15 protein-coding genes and 2 pseudogenes are annotated in these 17369 nt (G+C 70.6%); 11 read left to right on the top strand and 6 right to left on the bottom strand.

Features of this window, described 5'->3' with window-relative positions:
- The first annotated feature begins 46 nt into the window (after window positions 1-46).
- Entirely contained in the window at window positions 47-778 is a 732-nt protein-coding gene (locus ACTWPW_RS04665) for an ABC transporter ATP-binding protein (protein WP_443168040.1), read from the top strand.
- On the top strand, window positions 778-3120 hold the full coding sequence (locus ACTWPW_RS04660) for an FtsX-like permease family protein (protein ID WP_443168153.1): 2343 nt from the start codon (window positions 778-780) through the stop codon (window positions 3118-3120). Before ACTWPW_RS04665 ends, ACTWPW_RS04660 begins: the two co-directional genes overlap by 1 nt.
- Here the strand turns inward: ACTWPW_RS04660 and ACTWPW_RS04655 are convergent.
- Both ACTWPW_RS04655 and ACTWPW_RS04650 read right to left on the bottom strand, forming a co-directional pair.
- On the bottom strand, window positions 3109-4233 hold the full coding sequence (locus tag ACTWPW_RS04655; protein ID WP_443168039.1) for a glycosyltransferase: 1125 nt from the start codon (window positions 4231-4233) through the stop codon (window positions 3109-3111). The two genes, ACTWPW_RS04660 and ACTWPW_RS04655, sit on opposite strands and share 12 nt — an antisense overlap.
- Complete coding sequence (locus ACTWPW_RS04650) at window positions 4230-5204, bottom strand: glucosyl-3-phosphoglycerate synthase (protein ID WP_375113165.1); 975 nt, start codon at window positions 5202-5204, stop codon at window positions 4230-4232. Before ACTWPW_RS04650 ends, ACTWPW_RS04655 begins: the two co-directional genes overlap by 4 nt.
- 107 nt (window positions 5205-5311) lie before the next feature.
- On the opposite strand from ACTWPW_RS04650, the pseudogene ACTWPW_RS04645 reads away from it, so the two are divergent.
- The 3 genes and pseudogenes from ACTWPW_RS04645 to ACTWPW_RS04635 all read left to right on the top strand — a co-directional run.
- Window positions 5312-5611, top strand: a pseudogene (locus ACTWPW_RS04645) (Gfo/Idh/MocA family protein); the annotation flags it as partial.
- Between the two features lie 150 nt (window positions 5612-5761).
- Window positions 5762-6253 (top strand): Gfo/Idh/MocA family protein, encoded by a 492-nt coding sequence (locus ACTWPW_RS04640; RefSeq protein WP_375113187.1) that lies wholly within the window; start codon window positions 5762-5764, stop codon window positions 6251-6253.
- Entirely contained in the window at window positions 6246-7349 is a 1104-nt protein-coding gene (locus ACTWPW_RS04635) for a zinc-binding dehydrogenase (RefSeq protein ID WP_443168038.1), read from the top strand. The genes ACTWPW_RS04640 and ACTWPW_RS04635 overlap by 8 nt, the downstream gene beginning before the upstream one ends.
- Before the next feature lie 9 nt (window positions 7350-7358).
- On the opposite strand, the pseudogene ACTWPW_RS04630 reads toward ACTWPW_RS04635, so the two are convergent.
- The 3 genes and pseudogenes from ACTWPW_RS04630 to ACTWPW_RS04620 all read right to left on the bottom strand — a co-directional run.
- A pseudogene (locus ACTWPW_RS04630) lies at window positions 7359-8537 on the bottom strand (MGH1-like glycoside hydrolase domain-containing protein); the annotation flags it as partial.
- Window positions 8534-9319, bottom strand: coding sequence for a sugar phosphate isomerase/epimerase family protein (locus tag ACTWPW_RS04625; RefSeq protein WP_443168037.1), 786 nt, complete (start codon window positions 9317-9319; stop codon window positions 8534-8536). The gene ACTWPW_RS04625 and the pseudogene ACTWPW_RS04630, both read right to left, overlap by 4 nt.
- Before the next feature lie 2 nt (window positions 9320-9321).
- A complete protein-coding gene (locus ACTWPW_RS04620; protein WP_375113163.1) occupies window positions 9322-10350 on the bottom strand; it encodes a zinc-binding dehydrogenase in 1029 nt (342 codons plus the stop codon).
- Window positions 10351-10463: 113 nt separating this feature from the next.
- Here ACTWPW_RS04620 and ACTWPW_RS04615 point away from each other — a divergent pair, with 113 nt between their 5' ends.
- Genes ACTWPW_RS04615 through ACTWPW_RS04595 form a run of 5 tightly spaced genes read left to right on the top strand, consistent with a single transcriptional unit; the run spans window position 10464 to window position 15712 of the window.
- Window positions 10464-11351, top strand: a complete 888-nt coding sequence (locus ACTWPW_RS04615) for a sugar phosphate isomerase/epimerase family protein (protein ID WP_443168036.1) — start codon at window positions 10464-10466, stop codon at window positions 11349-11351.
- Between the two features lie 32 nt (window positions 11352-11383).
- Window positions 11384-12757, top strand: a complete 1374-nt coding sequence (locus tag ACTWPW_RS04610; RefSeq protein ID WP_443168035.1) for an ABC transporter substrate-binding protein — start codon at window positions 11384-11386, stop codon at window positions 12755-12757.
- The gene (locus ACTWPW_RS04605; RefSeq protein ID WP_364120496.1) at window positions 12754-13719 is read left to right on the top strand and encodes a carbohydrate ABC transporter permease; all 966 of its coding nucleotides are present in this window, start codon (window positions 12754-12756) and stop codon (window positions 13717-13719) included. Before ACTWPW_RS04610 ends, ACTWPW_RS04605 begins: the two co-directional genes overlap by 4 nt.
- On the top strand, window positions 13706-14551 hold the full coding sequence (locus ACTWPW_RS04600; RefSeq protein WP_375113160.1) for a carbohydrate ABC transporter permease: 846 nt from the start codon (window positions 13706-13708) through the stop codon (window positions 14549-14551). Before ACTWPW_RS04605 ends, ACTWPW_RS04600 begins: the two co-directional genes overlap by 14 nt.
- A 3-nt stretch (window positions 14552-14554) precedes the next feature.
- Window positions 14555-15712, top strand: a complete 1158-nt coding sequence (locus tag ACTWPW_RS04595; protein ID WP_364120502.1) for an ROK family transcriptional regulator — start codon at window positions 14555-14557, stop codon at window positions 15710-15712.
- 7 nt (window positions 15713-15719) lie between these two features.
- Here ACTWPW_RS04595 and ACTWPW_RS04590 read toward each other — a convergent pair whose 3' ends face one another.
- Window positions 15720-16466 (bottom strand): helical backbone metal receptor, encoded by a 747-nt coding sequence (locus ACTWPW_RS04590; protein WP_443168034.1) that lies wholly within the window; start codon window positions 16464-16466, stop codon window positions 15720-15722.
- A 98-nt stretch (window positions 16467-16564) separates the two neighbouring features.
- On the opposite strand from ACTWPW_RS04590, the gene ACTWPW_RS04585 reads away from it, so the two are divergent.
- Complete coding sequence (locus tag ACTWPW_RS04585; RefSeq protein WP_375113158.1) at window positions 16565-17368, top strand: SAM-dependent methyltransferase; 804 nt, start codon at window positions 16565-16567, stop codon at window positions 17366-17368.
- Window position 17369 lies beyond the last annotated feature (1 nt).

Genomic DNA, 17369 nt, shown 5'->3' with positions numbered 1-17369 from the left:
ACGGCGTCTCTGGGGCGCGTACCCGCTGGTCGGCACGCTTGGAGACATGACAGACGCAGTCCGGTTGGACGCCGTGAGCAAGGTGTACGGGAAGGGTCAGGGCGCGGTGGCGGCCCTGCGCGAGGTGTCGGTGGGCATCCCCCGCGGCTCCTTCACCGCCGTGATGGGCCCGTCGGGATCGGGCAAGAGCACGTTCCTGCACTGCGCGGCGGGGCTGGACGTGCCGTCGTCCGGCTCGGTGCGCCTCGGCGGCACCGAGCTGTCCGGGATGGGCGAGACCGAGCTCACCGAGCTGCGCAGGCAGCGCGTCGGCTTCGTCTTCCAGTCCTTCAACCTGATCTCCGCGCTCGACGTGGTCGAGAACGTCACCCTGCCCCTCCGCCTGTCCGGCGTCCGCGTGGAGCGGGCCCGGCTGGAGGAGATCCTGCGCCGGGTGGGCCTGGACGGCCGCTCCGGGCACCGTCCCGCGCAGCTGTCCGGCGGCCAGCAGCAGCGGGTGGCCATCGCCAGGGCGCTGATCACCGCCCCCGAGGTGGTCTTCGGTGACGAGCCGACCGGCGCGCTGGACACGATGACCGCCAGGGACGTGCTGCGGCTGCTGCGCGAGGTGGTGGACGGGCTCGGCCAGACCGTGGTGATGGTGACGCACGACCCGGTGGCGGCCTCGTACGCCGACACCGTGCTGTTCCTGGCCGACGGCCGGATCGTGGACGCCATGACCGGCCCGACCGCGGAGAAGGTGGCCGGGCGGATGACCGGGCTGGGAGCGTGGAAGTGATGATGGCGTTCGCGTTGAAGACGCTGAGGAACCGCAAGGGCGCGTTCGCCGGGGCCTTCGTGGCGCTGCTGTGCGCAGCCGCGCTCATGTGCGCGTGCCTGATGCTGCTGGAGACGGGACTGCGCGGCACGGTCGCCCCCGAGCGGTACGCGGGCGCCCCCGCGATCGTGGCCGCCGACCAGTACGTCCGCGAGACCATCGACAAGGGCGACGGCGAGACCAAGACCAAGGCCAAGCCGCTGTCGGAGCGCGCCTGGCTGCCCGGGACCGTCGTCGAGACCCTCCGGCGCACGCCCGGCGTGTCGAAGGTCGTCACCGAGGTGACCTTCCCGTTCGGGGAGTACACCGGGCACGGCTGGGAGTCGGCCGCGCTCACCCCGTTCACGATCGAGCGGGGACGCGAGCCGCGGGCCGCCGGCGAGGTGGTGGTGGACGCCCGCGCCGGGCTGGAGGTCGGGTCGCGGCTGCGCGGCTACCGGGTCGTGGGCGTCACCGCGCAGGCCCTGCCCAGCCAGGACACCGTGTTCTTCAGCCCCGCCCAGGCCCGCCGCCTGGCCGGGCACCCCGGCCAGGTCAGCGCCGCCGGCGTCTTCCCCGGCCTGTCCCGCGCGCCCCAAGGGGCCGTGCTGTACACCGGCGAGGCGCGCGGCACGCTGGAGTTCCTGGACGCGGAGCAGGCGCGGGTCCAGCTGATCAGCATGGGCGGGGCGCTGGCCGGCACCTCGCTGCTGGTGGCGATCCTCGTCGTGGTGGGCACGTTCGCCCTGTCGATCCAGCAGCGCCACCGCGAGCTGGCGCTGCTGCGGGCCGTGGCCGCCACGCCCGGTCAGGTGCGCAAGCTGGTCGGCGGCGAGGCGCTGCTGGTCGGCGTGCTGGCCGGGGTGCCCGGCGCGGCGGCCGGCCTCGGGCTCGGCCTGTGGCTGCACGCCACGTTCGTGGCGCTGGGCGCGACCCCGGCGAACCTGGGCCTGGTCGTGAGCCCGTTCCCGCCGCTGCTGGCGCTGGTCGCCGCGGTGGGCGCCGCCTGGGTCGCGGCCCGCGTCTCCGCCCGCCGCCTGACCCGGATCCGGCCGGTCGAGGCGCTCGGCGAGGCCGCGCTCGACGGCGGGCGGCTGCCGTGGTGGCGGCTGGTGGCCGGGCCGGTGCTGGTCGCCGGCGGCGTGGTGCTCACGCTGGTCCTGTCCGGGCTGGACACCGAGGCCGCGGCCACGCCGGTGACCATGCTGACCGCGCTGGTCGGGACGATCGCCATGACCGTGCTCGGCCCGCTGGTCGCCAGGGCGGCGCGGCTGGTCCCGCTGCGGGCCGCCGGCGCGAGCGGCTTCCTGGCCGCCCGGAACCTGCGCGCCACGCCCAGGTCGCTGGCCTCCCTGCTGTCGCCGCTCACCCTGATGGTCGCGATGACGTGCACGATCCTGTTCACCCAGACCACGCTGGGCCACGCCGCGCAGGAGCAGGCCGACGCCGGCACCCGCGCCGGCTACGTGCTGCCCGGCGCCTCCGCCGAGCAGGTCCGCCGCATCCCCGGCGTCGAGGCCGTCACGCAGGTGCTGCGCACGTCGATCCGGGTCGGCCTGGACAAGTACGGCGCGCAGGCCGTCACCTACGACCCCCGCACGATGGACCTGGGGATCGTCGGCGGCTCGATGGACGGGTTCGGCGCGGGCTCGGTCGCGCTCAGCGGCACCGCCGCCGGCCACCTCGGCCTCGCGCCCGGTGACCAGGTGAGCCTCACGCTGGGCGACGGCACCCCCGCCACGCTGAAGGTGGCCGCCGTCTACTCCCGCGGCCTCGGCTTCGGCGACGTGACGCTGCCGTACGAGCTCGTCGCCGGCCACGTGGACGACCCCGCGGGCACCCTGCTGGTGTCGGCGCCCACGCTCACGAAGGCCGACCTGGCCGCGGTCGCGCCGGTCCTGGACCGCGCCGAGGCCGCCGAGGTGGCCGCCGCCGACCCGCAGGTCACGTTCGTGGCGCTCGGCCTGATCATCGCCTTCACCGCGATCGCCGTGGTCAACACGCTGGCCATGGCCACGTCGGGCCGGACCAGGGAGCTGGCCGTGCTCCGGCTGGCGGGCACCACCCGGCGGCAGGTCCTGCGCATGCTGCGCCTGGAGACGCTCTGCGCGGTCCTGACCGCCGCGGTGGCGGGCACGGCGATCGCCCTGGTGACGCTGGCGGCGTTCGGGGCGGGGATGACGGGCTCGGCCACGCCGTACGTGCCGCCGGTGGCGTACGGGCTGGTGATCGTGGCGGCGGCGGGCCTGGCTCTGCTGTCCACGTCCCTGCCCGCCCGCCTGGCCCTCAGGGTTCGCCCCGCGGACGCCGTCTCAGCTGTCTGACCCCCGGATGACCTGCTCGTACAGCTCCAGGTACCGGTCGGCCATCACCGACGGCGAGAAGCGGCGGCGGGCCTCGCGGCGGCACTCCTCCGGGTCCAGCTCGTGCACCCGCAGCACCCACTCGGCCAGCTCCTCCTCGGTGTCGGCGAGGAAACCCGTGCGGCCGTGGTCGATGATCTCCGGGAGGCAGCCGCGGCGCAGGCCCACCGGGGGCACCCCGAGCGCCAGCGCCTCCACGACGGCCGTGCCGCCCGGCTCGTCCCACTGGATGGGGAAGAGCGCCGCGCGGGCCGAGGCGTACAGGTGGTCCCTGGCGTCACCGCCCACCGCCCCGACCCACCTGACCAGCTCCCCGTCGAGATAGCGGGCCACCTGGTCGAGGTGGTAGCGCACGTCGGGGTGGCTGTGCAGCGGGTGGTACGGGTCCTGGGCGACGACGTCCAGCTCGGCGGGGGTGTTGCGGCCGCTCACCGGGCCGGCCAGGACCAGCGGCAGGCCGAGCTTCTGGCAGATCCTGGCCGCCACGTGCTGGCCCTTGAGCCCGCAGATGCGGCCCATGACCACCAGATGCTCGCCCTGGTCCGTCCGCAGGTCGCGGTCCGCCAGCGGGCTGGCCAGGTGGACGGCCCCGAGCGCGGCCGCCCGCAGGGCCTCGGGGGCGCGGACGAGCTGCGACTCCGAGACGCCGTTGACCGCGATGGAGGACGGGAACGCGCCGTAGAAGGCCGGGTGCTTGTGCAGGTCCCAGTGCAGGGTGTGCAGGACGGGCGGCCCGCCGTACGCCGACAGCACCGCCGGGCCGACCACTTCCACGTGGTCGTGGACCAGGTCGATGTCGTCGCGCCGGCGCAGCTCGGCCACCACCCGGGCCAGGTGCGCGTGGGCGATGCCCATCACCTGGTTGTACGGCTTCTGCAGCTCCGCGAACTGCTCGGCGTCGTACGCGCTGATCAGCTCGTCCACCTCGAGCGTGCTGGAGCCGACGGTGGCCAGCACCACGCTCACGCCGCGCTCGCGCAGCGCGGGCACCAGCGTGGCCACCACGTTCTCGATCCCGCCGTAGCCGGGGGGCGGGACCGCGAGCCAGGGCCCCGCGTTCACCAGGACTTTCATGCCACGTCCTCCTCAAGTACGAGGGAGGCGAGCGGAGGTCGCTCCGCCACGGCCACGTCCACCAGGTCGGCCTGTCCTTCGAGCCCGTACTGCAGCAGCGTGTGCGACGGGGGTTCCGACGCCAGCACGCGGCCCTGGCGCTCCAGGCGGGACCAGGCGGTGAGCATGATCTGCCCGGCCATCCGGCCGAGCGCGGCCATCGACTGATGAGTGTGCGTGCGGTGTCCCAGGTCCACCTGGGCCATCGCGTCCAGCCCGATGAGCTGGAGGAGGTCGACGAGGAGCCCGAACTCCACGCCGTACTCGGTGACGAAGGGCACCTGTTCGAGGACCTCGCGCCGGGCGGCGTACTCGCCGCCGAGCGGCTGGGCGAAGCCGGCGAGTTCCGGCCAGAACATATTGAGCAACGGCCTGGCCACCAGCTCGGTCACGCGCCCGCCGCCACCGCGCTGGATGACGCCGTCCGCCCCGGTGTAGGGCCGTTCGTAGGTTGCCTTGACGAAATGTGTGTCGCCGTTCACCAGCAGTGGTCCCACCAGGCCCGACACGTAGTGCGCGCCGAAGCTGCGCAGGTCGGCGTCGACGAAGGCGACGATGTCACCCTTGGAAGCGGCCAGCCCCTTCCACAACGCCTCTCCCTTGCCCGTGAGCGGCGGCAGGCCCGAGAGCACCTCGTCCTGCGCCACCACGCGCGCGCCCGCCTCCCGGGCCCGTTCCGCGGTGGCGTCGGTGGAGTTGGAGTCGACCACGAGGATCTCGTCGACGAGCCTGCTGCGCTCGACGAGGTCCCGGCGGATCACGGTGACGATGTCGCCCACTGTGCGCTCTTCGTCACGAGCGGGCAGGACAACGCTTACCGTGGTGTTTCCCTTGGCCATCATTAAGGCGTCCACCGGCCACTCGGCTGCCGTGCTCGAGTGCGGGCCGTACCACTCCTGGACCCTGGCCAAGGCTCGCAAATCTGTCTCCATGCATCAGCCCCGATCTCATGAGGTCCCAGCTTCTGCCCGATCTATAGGCTCCTGAACATGTTTGTTTGATTCAGCCCAGAAGTGGCATATGCCGGGTTGTGTCCCCAATGACCCGTGTCGGCATCGTGGGTGCCGGAAATGTCGCCGCTCGCCATGCCGACGTCCTGTCCAGTTTCCCCGATGTCACGATCGCTGGAATCGCCGACACCGATCCCCACAGGGCCGAGGCGCTGGCCTCGAAGCATGGCACCCCCGCCTACGGCGGCCATGCCGACCTGCTCAGTGCCGGCGGTCTCGATGCTGTCTACGTCTGTGTGCCTCCTTTCGCGCACGGTAACGCGGAACATGATGTTCTGTCGTGCAATCTCCCGATTTTCGTGGAAAAACCCCTTTCTCTGGACCTCCAAACCGCAGAAAGGATCGCGTCCGAAATCGAGCGGAGATCCCTGCCCTCCGCCGTCGGACACCATTGGCGTTATCTCGACATCGCCACACATGCCCGTGACCTGCTGGCCGGCCGCCCGGTACGCCTCGCGCTCGGCCACTGGCTGGACAAGGTGCCCCCGGTCGGCTGGTGGCTGGACGCGAGCCGGTCCGGCGGCCAGATCGTGGAGCAGGCGGTCCACGTGCTGGACCTGGCACGGCTCCTGGTGGGCGAGGTGTCCATGGTGCATGCGGTGCCCGCCGACAACAGCGTGGACGGTGAGGTGGACCGGGCCACGGCCGCGGTGCTGCGCTTCGCCGGCGGCGCGGCCGGGCTGCTGGCCACCTCCTGCCTGCTCGCCCACAAGCACCGGGTGGGGCTGGAGGTGTGCGCCGACGGGATCGCGCTGGAGCTCAGCGAGACGCGGCTGCTCGTGGACGGTGAGCGGGTGGTCGAGGACGACGGACAGGCGAAGACGCGGGTGGACCGGGAGTTCATCAACGCCGTGCAGGGCAGGCCGGCCGACGTCCGCGTACCGTACGGGGAGGCGCTGCGCACCCACCGCCTGGCGCTGGCGCTGGCACGCTCTGCCGCCGAACGGAGGCCGGTGACGCTGGATGGCTGAGATCCTGAGCATCGAGGGGCCGGGTGAGGTGTGCCTGGTCGAGGAGAAGCTGCCCGACGTGCCCGACGGCGGTTTCATGGTGGCCACCACGCACAGCGGCGTCTCCGCCGGCACCGAGCTGACCTACGTCAAGGGCACCAACCCCTACCTCGGCGCGACCTGGGACCCGGCGCTCGGGCTGTTCATGGAGGGCGCGCCGTCGGTGTCCTACCCGGTGCGCGGCATCGGCTACATGCAGGTCGGCCTGGTGGTCGAGACGCGGACCCGGGCTGTGAGGGAGGGCGCGCTGGTCGCGATGTGCTACGGGCACCGCACGGCGTACGTGGCCGACCCGATGGCGGACAGGTTCGTGGAGCTGCCGGAGGACCTCGACCCCATGCTCGGCATCTACGTCGCCCACATGGGCCCGATCTGCGCCAACGGCCTCCTGCACGCGGCCCACGACCTGCACGGCCCGGCCGTGGGGCAGCTGGGCGACGGTGTGCGCGGGCGGCGGGTGGCGGTCGTGGGCGCGGGCGTGGTCGGGCTGCTGACGGCCTGCTTCGCCCTGTCCGGCGGCGCCGCCGAGGTCGTCGTGGTGGACGAGACCCCGGCCAGACTCGCGATCGCCGAGGCGCTCGGCGCGAACGTGCTGGCCGCCGACGACGACCCGGCCGTGACCCTCAAGCGCCGCTGGCGCCACGGTCCCAACGACCGCGGCGCCGACGTGGTCTTCCAGTGCCGCGGCCAGGCCCGGGCGCTGGCGCTCGGGCTGCGGCTGCTGCGCCCCCAGGGCACGCTGGTGGACCTGGCCTTCTACACGCAGGGCGCGCAGGAGGTGCGGCTCGGCGAGGAGTTCCACCACAACGGGCTGACGGTGCGGTGTGCCCAGATCGGCCGGGTGCCGCGCGGCCTGGCGCACGCCTGGGACAGGGAGCGGCTCTCGCACGAGACGATCAACCTGCTCAGGGAGCGCGGCGGGCCGCTACGCGAGCACGTGATCACCGACGTCATCGGTTTTGCAGAGGCTCCACGTTTCCTGACCGGCCTCGCGGCCGGACGGCTTCAGACCGTTCAGGCTGTGCTCTGCGACCAGGTCGAGGATGAGGGCGGCTGACCAGCTGAAGTCCCGGCAGCCGTGACCGCGCAGCGTGAGCGGGTTGAAGTATTCGCGGAAGCCCGACAGGCACACCGCGCGCATCATCGCGTCGGCGAGCGGTCTGGCCAGGTCGGGGCGGCGGTCCTGGAGCCCGTGCCAGACCAGCCAGCCCAGGTTGATCCAGCTCGGGCCCCGCCAGTAGCGGGCCGGGTCGAACTCGGCCGCGTCCGGGGCGTAGCTGGGCAGCACCATGTCCTTGAGCCCGAACCGGTCGAGCGCGGTGGTGATCAGCGCGTCGGCCACCTCGTCCGGCAGGCCGGGCAGCACGAGCGGCGTCAGCCCGGCCGCGCTGCTGGAGTGGATCAGCGCACCCGTGTGCACGTCGCGGGCCTGGAAGAGGCGGCCGTCGAAGAGGTGCTCGACCATGGCGAGGGTGATCGCGGCGGCCTCGCGCTCGTGCGGCTCGGGGTCCAGCCCGCACACCTCGGCGATCTTGGCCAGCGTCACCTCGGCGAGCCCGTACGCGGCGTTGAACAGCGGATCCTCGACCTGGAACGCGCCAGGCTCCTGGTAACCGGAGTCGCGATATGTCTGGGCGAGCTCGATGTAGAGCTCGTAGTCGCGATCGGTGGGCCGCTCGTCGGCGCTGACGGTCTCGAGGTCCCTGCGGACGAAGCCGGCCGCCCCCGTCTTCACCTCCCGCAGCGGCGCGTCCCAGGCGGGACTGTTGTCCATGCCCGACTCCCAGGGGTGCACGATCGAGATCAGGCCCTCGGGGGAGCGCCGGGCCGCGCGCAGGAACTCCTGCTGGGCCACCAGCCGGGGGTAGATCCGGCGCAGGAACGCGGAATCGGGCTCGGCCAGGTGCGTCCGCCACGCGGCCAGCGCGTGCACCGGAGGCTGGACGATGCCGGAGGTCTGTACCCCGGACGGCGCCCGCGTCCGCCAGAACTCGGGACCGGGGAAGTAGGCGCCTTCCGGCACCGCCGGGTTGAACACGATGTGCGGCACCCTGCCGTCACCCCACTGGGCACCGAACAGTGTCAGCAACTCCGACCTGGCCCTACGCGGCGACCAGCGGGCGTTGCCGATCGCGATGAAGGCGGAGTCCCAGCTCCACTGGTGGGGGTACAGGCGACGGGAGGGAACCGTGTAAGCGCCATCCCAGTTGCTCACTAGGACGCGCACGGCGTCGCGAAGGATCATAGATATTTCCTGATGAAGGCCGCTGTTTGGGGAAGGACGATCTCGGGCTCGCCACGCAGGCGGCATTCGAGGGCGAGGTAGCCCTCGTACCCGACGGCGTCCAGGGTGGCCAGCTGCGCGCCCCAGTCGAGGTGACCGGTGCCCGGCTGGTTCCTGTTGGACTCGCTGATCTGCATGTGCGCGATGTAGGGGGCCGCGTCCACCAGGGAGCGGCAGGGGTCGTCCTCCTCGATGTTCATGTGGTAGGTGTCGCCGACGACCCTGATCGAGTCCATGGCGCAGTAGGAGACCGCCTCGGCGAGCGAGTTGACCATGTGGTTCTCGTAGCGGTTGAGCGGCTCCAGCATGATGAGCACGCCGTTGCGGTGCGCGTGCTCGCCGAGGACGCCCAGCGCCTCGGTCAGCACCTCGCGGTCCTCCTCGGGGCTGCGCGGGGGCTCGAACGGCGGGAGCCGCCGGGAGAACTGGCCCCAGGAGGCCGGGGTCATGACGCCGATGCCGCCGAGCTCGGCGATCACCGTGAGCTGCGACCTGAGCTGCTGGATGGCGTCCTTGCGCTTGGCCGGGTCGAAGTCGCCGATGAAGTGGGGCATGTCCACGCACACCGTCGGCATCACCACGCCGTCGGCCAGCGCGCGCTTGAGCTCGGTCAGCCGGCCGGCGAAGTGGAAATCACCCTTCCCGCGCAGCTCGATGGCGTCGAACCCGGCGTCGAGCGCGAACGAGAACTTTTCCTGCAGGCTGCGGCCAGGCAGAAGCTGCTCCTGTACGGCGAGCTTCACAGTCACTCCTCAAATTCGAAGACGAGCTGGAGCACCTCGGACTGGTGCTTGTCGAGCAGGTCGAAGGCGTCGGCGGCCCGGTCCACGGGCATGACGTGGGTGATGAGCTCACCCGCGTCGACCTCTCCGCGGTGCACGAGCTCCATGAAGGTGCGCTGCAGGCGCTCGACGTCCCACCGGTGCGCCAGCCAGGAGGCGACGCCGCCGATCTGGGAGGAGACGAGCTGGACCTGGTTGTGGTGGAACTCCTCACCGAGCCGCAGCCCGATGCCGTCGCCCTGGTAGAACCCGGCCGCCACGACCCGGCCGCCCTTGCGGACGGTCCTGATCGCCTCGTGCAGGCCGAGGTGGCTGCCGCTGAGCTCGATGGCGGTGTCGGCGCCCTCGACGCGCTTGCGCATGAACTCGGCCACCGAGCCGGAGGCCACGTCGAACGTCTCGGCCGCGCCGAACTTCCTGGCCAGCTCCAGCCGGTCGGGGACGGAGTCGGCGGCGACCACCCGGGCGCCGCTGAGCACGGCCAGGCGGGTGGCGAGCAGCCCGATGACGCCCTGGCCGAAGATCGCGACCTGGTCGCCCAGGTGCACGTCCGCGGCGTGGACCGCGTTGAGCGCGATGGCGCCCACGCGGGCGAAGACCCCGGTCAGGGGGTCGGCGCCGGGCGGCAGGACGTGGCCGACGAGCTTGTCCGCCGGGACGACGGCCTCGGCGCGGTGGCCCCAGATGCCCCACACCAGGCTGCCGACCGGCGGATCGGCCACATCGGGCGCGGCCTCCACCACCTCGCCGACCTCTTGGTAGCCCCAGCCCGCGAGCGGGTACGCATGGGTCTGGCCCTCGACGAAGAGCCGGCGCTCGGTGTCCCATTTGCGATTGAGGTATGGATTGGTCCCGCGATAGGCGGTGAGTTCGGTGCCCGCTGAGACTCCTGAATAGAGAGTGCGAACCCGCACTGTGCCCGGGCCGAGATCGGCGGGCGACTCCAGGCTGACGCGGACATGGCCTGGCTCTTCGAAGGTGATGACGCGCATTCCCCACACTTACGCTTTTTGATCAAACAAAAGTCAAAGATTTAGTGCTTGTTTGCACACGATAGTTGCGCTGGTAACACTCGTAAGTCTACGACTTCCGTCGGAGGTGACTGATGAAATTGGGGTTTCTGACAGCGTGTCTTCCGGAAAGCGACCTTACCGACATAGCGCATTGGGCGGCGAACCAGGGCTTCGAGGCCCTGGAAGTCGCGGGTTGGCCGTCTTCGGATGACCGAAATCACATCAGAGTAGATCGTTTCGACGACGCCGAATGTGATCGAGTCGGGCGAATCTTCGAGGAGACCGGACTGACGCTTTCCTCGATCGCGTACTACGAGAACAATCTTCACCCTCACGAAGGGCCGCAGGTGAACGCGCACGTGAGGGCCTGTGTGGACGCGGCTGCCGCGCTCGGCTGCCCCACGGTCGGCACGTTCGTGGGCCGCGACCCGGGCCTGCCGGTGCGCGAGAACCTGAAGCGGGCCACGGATGTCCTCGGTCCGCTCGTCGAGTACGCCACGGAACGGGGGGTCAAGATCGTCATTGAGAACTGCGTGATGAAAAGCTGGCATCCCGATGGCTATCCGGGCAACCTGGCCTACTCCCCCGAGCTGTGGGAGTGGATGTTCACGCTGGGGCTCAAGCTCAACTACGACCCCTCACATCTGGTGGCGCTCGGGATCGACCCGGTCGCGGCGCTGACCCCGTACATCCCGAACATCGCGCACGTGCAGGCCAAGGACACCCAGTTCCTGCCGGGCAAGATCGACAGGTACGGCTTCCACGGCCCCATCAGCGGCGAGAAGGGCTGGTACCGCTTCCGCGTGCCCGGCCTCGGCCAGGTGGACTGGACCGCGGTGATCGACGCGCTCTACGAGGGCGGATACGACGGAGTGGTCTCCGTGGAGCATGAGGATCCCGTGTGGAGCGGCAGCACGGAGAGAGTACAGACCGGTCTCGGTATCGCCTACCGCACGTTGCGCCATCTGATCCAGGGGTAAGGGCGGCATATCCCCAATCAGAGGAGCGTGCCATGCCGACGAAGGTAACCGCCGTCCTCTCCGTCGCACTGCTGGCCGCCGCCTCCGTGGCGGCCTGCGGTGACGGCGGTGGCGAACAGTCGTCCACGAGCAACGAGATCACGGTCTGGACCGAGGAGAACCTCGAGGACCGGATGACCGTGCAGAACACGATCGTCGCCGAGTTCACCCAGAAGACCGGGATCAAGGTGAAGCTGGTCGGCGTGGCCGAGGACCAGTTCAGCCAGACGATCACCGCGGCCGCCGCGGCGGACGACCTGCCCGACGTGATCGGCGCGCTGCCGCTGGCGTCCATCCGGGAGCTGGAGGCCAACGACCTGCTCGACACCGAGACGCCGGGCAAGATCGTCGATCAGCTCGGCCGGGACTCGTTCTCGGCGCGGGCGCTGGAGCTCAACACCGCCGACGGGAAGCTGCTGGCCGTGCCCAGCGACGGGTGGGCGCAGCTCCTGCTCTACCGCAAGGACCTGTTCGACAAGGCCGGGCTGCGGCCCCCGGACACGTACGAGGCGCTGGAGGCGGCGGCCGCCAAGCTCAACACGGGCGGGGTGGCCGGCATCACGCTCGCGATCGCGCCGAAGGACTCGTTCACCGCGCAGAGCTTCGAGCACGTGGCGCAGGCGAACGGGTGCCAGCTGGTCGACAATTCCGGAAATGTCGCCCTTGACTCACCACAGTGCGCGAGGGCCTTCGAGTTCTACGCGAAGCTGGCGAAGGACTACTCCGTCAAGGGCAAGCAGGACGTCGACTCCACCAGGGCCACCTACTTCTCGGGCAAGGCGGCCATGATGATCTGGTCGTCGTTCATCCTCGACGAGATGGCGGGGCTGCGTAAGGACGCCCTGCCGAGCTGCCAGGAGTGCCGCGCGGACCCCGAATGGCTGGCCAAGAACACCGGCGTGGTCACGGCGCTGAAGGGCCCCGACGGGAGCGCCCCCGCGCAGTACGGCGAGATCGTCTCCTGGGCGATCACCCGTGACGCCGCCGCCGACCCGGCGACCAAGTTCGTCTCGTACATGATGAACGAGGGCTACGAGCGCTGGATCGGGATGGCGCCGGAGGGCAAGTTCCCGACCCGCAAGGGCTTCGAGGACAAGTGGAACAAGCTGCCCGCCGGGGTCGACTCCAAGAAGCCGCTGGCCGACGTCTACCCGGCCGACGTGCTCGAGGCCCTGCGCAAGAGCCCCGACACCTTCGCCAGGTGGGGCATCCCGCAGGGGCAGGGCAAGCTGGTCGGCGCCACGATGGGCGAGCTGCCCGTGCCCAAGGCGCTGAGCATGGTCGTCGACGGGTCGCTGACCCCGCAGGCCGCCGCCGCGCAGGCCAAGACGGACGTGGAGTCGATCAAACGCGGGATCCGGCAGTGACCGCCACCCGCACCCGGCCCCCGGCGCCACCGCCGCGGCACCGTGAGAAGAAGCGCGGCCGGACGCTGCGGGAGCAGGAGGGGCGGGCCGGGCTGGCGCTCATCTCGCCGACGCTGATCATCACGCTGGTCGTGGTGGTGCTGCCGCTCCTGTGGGCGATCATGCTGGCGTTCCAGGACGCCCGGCTGATCAACATCCGGCGGGTGGGCGTCTTCGGGCACTACACGCTGGAGAACTTCACGTACGTGATGTCCGAGCCGGGCTTCTGGACGTCGCTGGTCAACACGCTCGTCTACACCGTCGCGGGGACGGCGCTGTCGATCGTGATCGGGCTGGTGACGGCGCTGGCGCTGCGCGACAGGTTCAAGGGGCGGACGCTGGTCAGGGCCTCGATCCTGATCCCGTACGTGGCCCCCGTGGTGGCCGTGGCGTTCCTGTGGGAGACGATGCTCAACCCGCAGTACGGCATCGTCAACACCTGGCTGCGCGAGCCGGTCGCGTTCCTCACCCAGGCCAGGGGCGAGTTCCTGGGCATGCAGGTGCCCGTGGCACTCCTCACGGTGATCGCGTTCGAGGCGTGGCGGTATTTCCCGTTCGCGTTCCTGTTCATCCTGGCCCGGCTGCAGGCGCTGCCCGCGGAGCTGGACGAGGCCGCGGTGGTGGACGGCGCCACGCCCACCCAGCGGTTCAGATACGTGATCATGCCGCAGCTCTGGCGGATCATCGCCCTGCTGTCGGTGCTGCGCTTCGTGTTCACCTTCACCAAGTTCGACGACGTCTACCTGCTGACCGGCGGCGGGGCCGGCACCGAGGTGGTCAGCGTGCGCGTCTACAACTTCCTGACCTCGCGCGACGACATCGGCGCGGCGGCGGCGCAGGCGATCGTCCTGGCGATCTTCCTGGTCGTCTTCCTGGCCGTCTACCTCAGGTTCTTCGCCGGAGGTGAGCATGAGCAGAGATAGGTTCGAGCGCGGCCTGCTCAAGGTGCTCAAGCCGCTGGTGATCGCGTTCCTCTTCCTGATCACCGCGTTCCCGTTCTTCTACATGGTGATGTTGTCGGTACGCGACATCCAGGAGCTCATCCTCGAACCCGGCTCGCTCTGGCCGCGCAGCTTCACCCTGGACACCTACGTCAACGTGCTGACCAGGCAGGGCTTCCTGACCTTCCTCAGGAACAGCGCGATCATCGCGGTCGCCTCGGTGGCGTTCACGCTGCTGATCTCGATCCCGGGCGCGTACGCGGTCGCGCGGCTGCGCTTCTTCGGCCGGCGTCAGGTGCATTTCCTGTTCCTGGCGGTCTACCTGTTCCCGGCGATCGTGCTGGCCATCCCGCTCTTCGTGCTCTTCACGATGATCGGGCTGCGGGGGTCCCTAATCGGATTGATCCTCGTGTATATCGCGCAAACGGTGCCTGTCACGGTATACATGCTCCGCAACTACTTCGAGACCGTGCCGCAAAGCGTGGAGGAAGCGGCCGCGATCGACGGGTGCACGAGGTTGTCGACCATCTGGCGCGTGGTGCTGCCGCTGTCCAAGCCGGCGCTGATGGCCACCGGCCTCTACGCGTTCATGATCGCGTGGAACGAGTTCCTGTTCGCCCTGCTCTTCCTGGTGGAGAGGCGGGAGAACTGGACGGTGTCCCTGGGGCTCTCTCAGCTGGCGGGGAGCATCGAGATCCCGACAACGGTCCTGATGGCAGGTTCGGTGGTGCTCACGCTGCCCATCGTGATCGTGTTCTTCGCCAGCGAGCGCCTGCTGACGGAGGGCCTCACCGCGGGAGCGGAGAAGGGATAGACCATGCTGACGGCGGGGCAGATCCTCCAGCTCATCCGCAATGGCTCCTGCCGTACGCGCAAAGAACTGATCGAGTACACCGGCCTGTCCCGGTCCACCATCACCGACCGGGTCGACCGGCTCATCGACGCCGGTTACATCCACGAGTCCGGCGTGGGCGCGTCCGGGGGCGGGCGACCGCCCTCGGTGCTCGACGTGGACGCCGGCAGGCGCCTGATGCTGGTGGCCGATCTGGGCGCCACCCACGCGCGGGTGGCGCTCACCGACCTGGCCGCCCGGCCGATGGCCGAGGAGAGCACCGAGATGCGGATCGAGCTCGGGCCCGAGGCGGTGCTGTCGTGGGTGCGGCAGGCGTTCCAGCGGATGCTGGACCGGGCGGGGCGGCCGGCCGACGAGGTGTGCGGGATCGGCCTGGACCTGCCCGGCTCGGTGGACCACACCACGGGGCGGGTGATCAGGTCGTTCCTGATGCCGGGGTGGGACGACCATCCGGTGGGCGAGGCGATCGCGGAGACGTACGACGTGCCCATCCTGGTGGAGAACGACGCCAACGCGATGGCGCTGGGCGAGTGGTGGTCGTTCTGGCGGGACACCGACTCGCTGGTCCTGATCAAGGTGTCCACCGGGATCGGGACCGGCATCGTCCTCGATGGTCAGATTTATCGTGGTGTCGAGGAGGCCGCCGGAAATATCGGGCATGTGCGGCTGCGGGAGACCGACGACCGGGTCTGCACGTGCGGCTCGCGCGGCTGCGTGGCCTCGCTGGCCAGCGGCCACGCCCTGGCCGGCGACCTGGGCCAGGCGTCCAGCCGCGACGTGGTCCGCCTGGTGCAGGCGGGCGACCCCGAGGCCATCGCCCGCGTCCAGGAGGCCGGGCGCACGCTGGGCGTCGTGCTGGCCACGGCGGTCAGCCTGCTCAACCCCGGCGTGCTGGTGCTGGCCGGGGACATGGCGGCGACCAGGGAGCACTACCTGACGGGCATCAGGGAGATCGTCTACCGGCGCAGCCTGCCGTACACGACCCGGAACCTGGAGATCGTCACCAGCTCGCTGGGCGACCGGGCCGGGATCGTCGGGATGGCGGTGATCGTGATGGAGCACGTGCTCTCCCCCACCGCCGTGGACGCCGCCCTGGCCGCCAAGACCGACGCGGTGAGCTGACCCCCCGTCAGCCCAGGGCCCGGCGCAGGAGGGCGGGCGCGTCCACGAGCGAGGGGCCGTACCAGGTGAGCAGGCGGCCGCTGACCAGGGCGCAGGTGAGGCCGGGGAACGACTCGGGGCCGTCCGTCGCGCTGAAGGCGTAGGGCTCGTCGGGCAGGACCACGAGGTCGGGCTCCCGCCCGGCCAGCTCGGCGAGCGGGATCTTGGGGTAGCGCTCCGCGTGGCCGGCGTACAGGTTGTCCACGCCGAGGCGCCTGAGCACGTCACCGGTGAAGGTGTCGCGGCCCACCACCATCCACGGGCGGCGCCAGATCGGGATGATCGCCGTCCTGCGCGGGCCCTCGTAGGGCGCGCGCCACGCCTGCCGCGCCTCGGCCAGCCAGGCGGGCGGATCGGTACGGCAGGCGAGGGCGAACATGCGCTCCAGCGACGTGAACGACTCCGCCACCGTCTCGATCTTCGTGACCCACACCGGCACGCCCGACCGGCGCAGCTCCTCGATGTCGGGCGCCCGGTTCTCCTCGGCGTTGGCCAGCACGACGTCGGGCCTCAGCCGCCTGATCGCGTCGAGGTCGGGGTTCTTGGTGCCCCTGACCCTGACCACGTCGAGGTCCGCCGGATGCGAGCACCAGTCGGTCGCCCCGACCAGCGCCTCCGGCACGGTCGCCGCCACCGACTCCGTCAGCGACGGCACCAGGGACACGATCCGCCGCACGGTCCCGGGAATCTTCACGGCCACGCCGGTGTCATCCACAACAGCAGCCTAGATCCACGGGCCCGGTGGCCGAATGTCGGTGCGGGTCCGTAGACTCCAGGCAAAGATCGTTTGACTCGTGATCGGGGGATGACGGTTTGAAGCGTGAATCACCGGGCTTCGATCCGCGGGTGCCGAGCGTCGCCAGGCTCTATGACTACTATCTCGGCGGCAAGGACAACTTCCCGGCCGATCGCGAGGCCGCCGAGAAGATCCTGAAGGTGGCCCCCGAGTTACGCGCGGCGGCCCGGGCGAACCGGGCGTTCCTGGGCCGGGCGGTGCGCCACCTGGCCGAGGCCGGCATCACGCAGTTCCTCGACATCGGCACCGGCCTGCCCACCCAGGGCAACGTGCACGAGGTGGCCGGGAAGGTCGTTCCCGACGCCAGGGTGGTCTATGTCGACCGCGACCCCGTGGTGCTGGTGCACGCCAGGGCGCTGCTGGCGGGCCAGGGCGGCACGACCGTGGTCGAGGGCGATCTCCGCAGGCCCGGCGAGATCCTCAAGCATCCCGACGTGCAGGAGGCCCTCGACCTCAGCCGGCCGGTCGGCGTGCTGCTGGTGGCGATCATGCACTTCATCGCCGAGTCCGACGCGCCCGGCGAGATCATCGCGACCCTGCGCGACGCCCTGGCCCCCGGCAGCTACCTGGTCATGTCCCACGGCACGAGCGACGCCCGCGCCGCCGCCGTCAACCGGGGCACGGAGGTCTACCGGAGCGCCAGTGCTCCCCTCACCCTGCGCGGGCGTGACAGGATCATGGAGTTGTTCGAGGGGTTCGAGCTGGTGGACCCCGGCCTGGTGTGGCTGCCCGAGTGGCGGCCCGAGCAGGCCGACGTGATCGACTTCGTCGACGCCCCCGAGTCGTCGCTGATCCTTTGTGGCGTGGGCAGAAAGGGCTGAG

The sequence above is a fragment of the Nonomuraea sp. KM90 genome, assembly GCF_052246675.1.
Taxonomy (GTDB): Bacteria; Actinomycetota; Actinomycetes; order Streptosporangiales; family Streptosporangiaceae; genus Nonomuraea.
The sequence above is the reverse complement of the archived record's forward strand: the minus strand, read 5'-3'. Positions and strand labels throughout refer to the sequence as shown.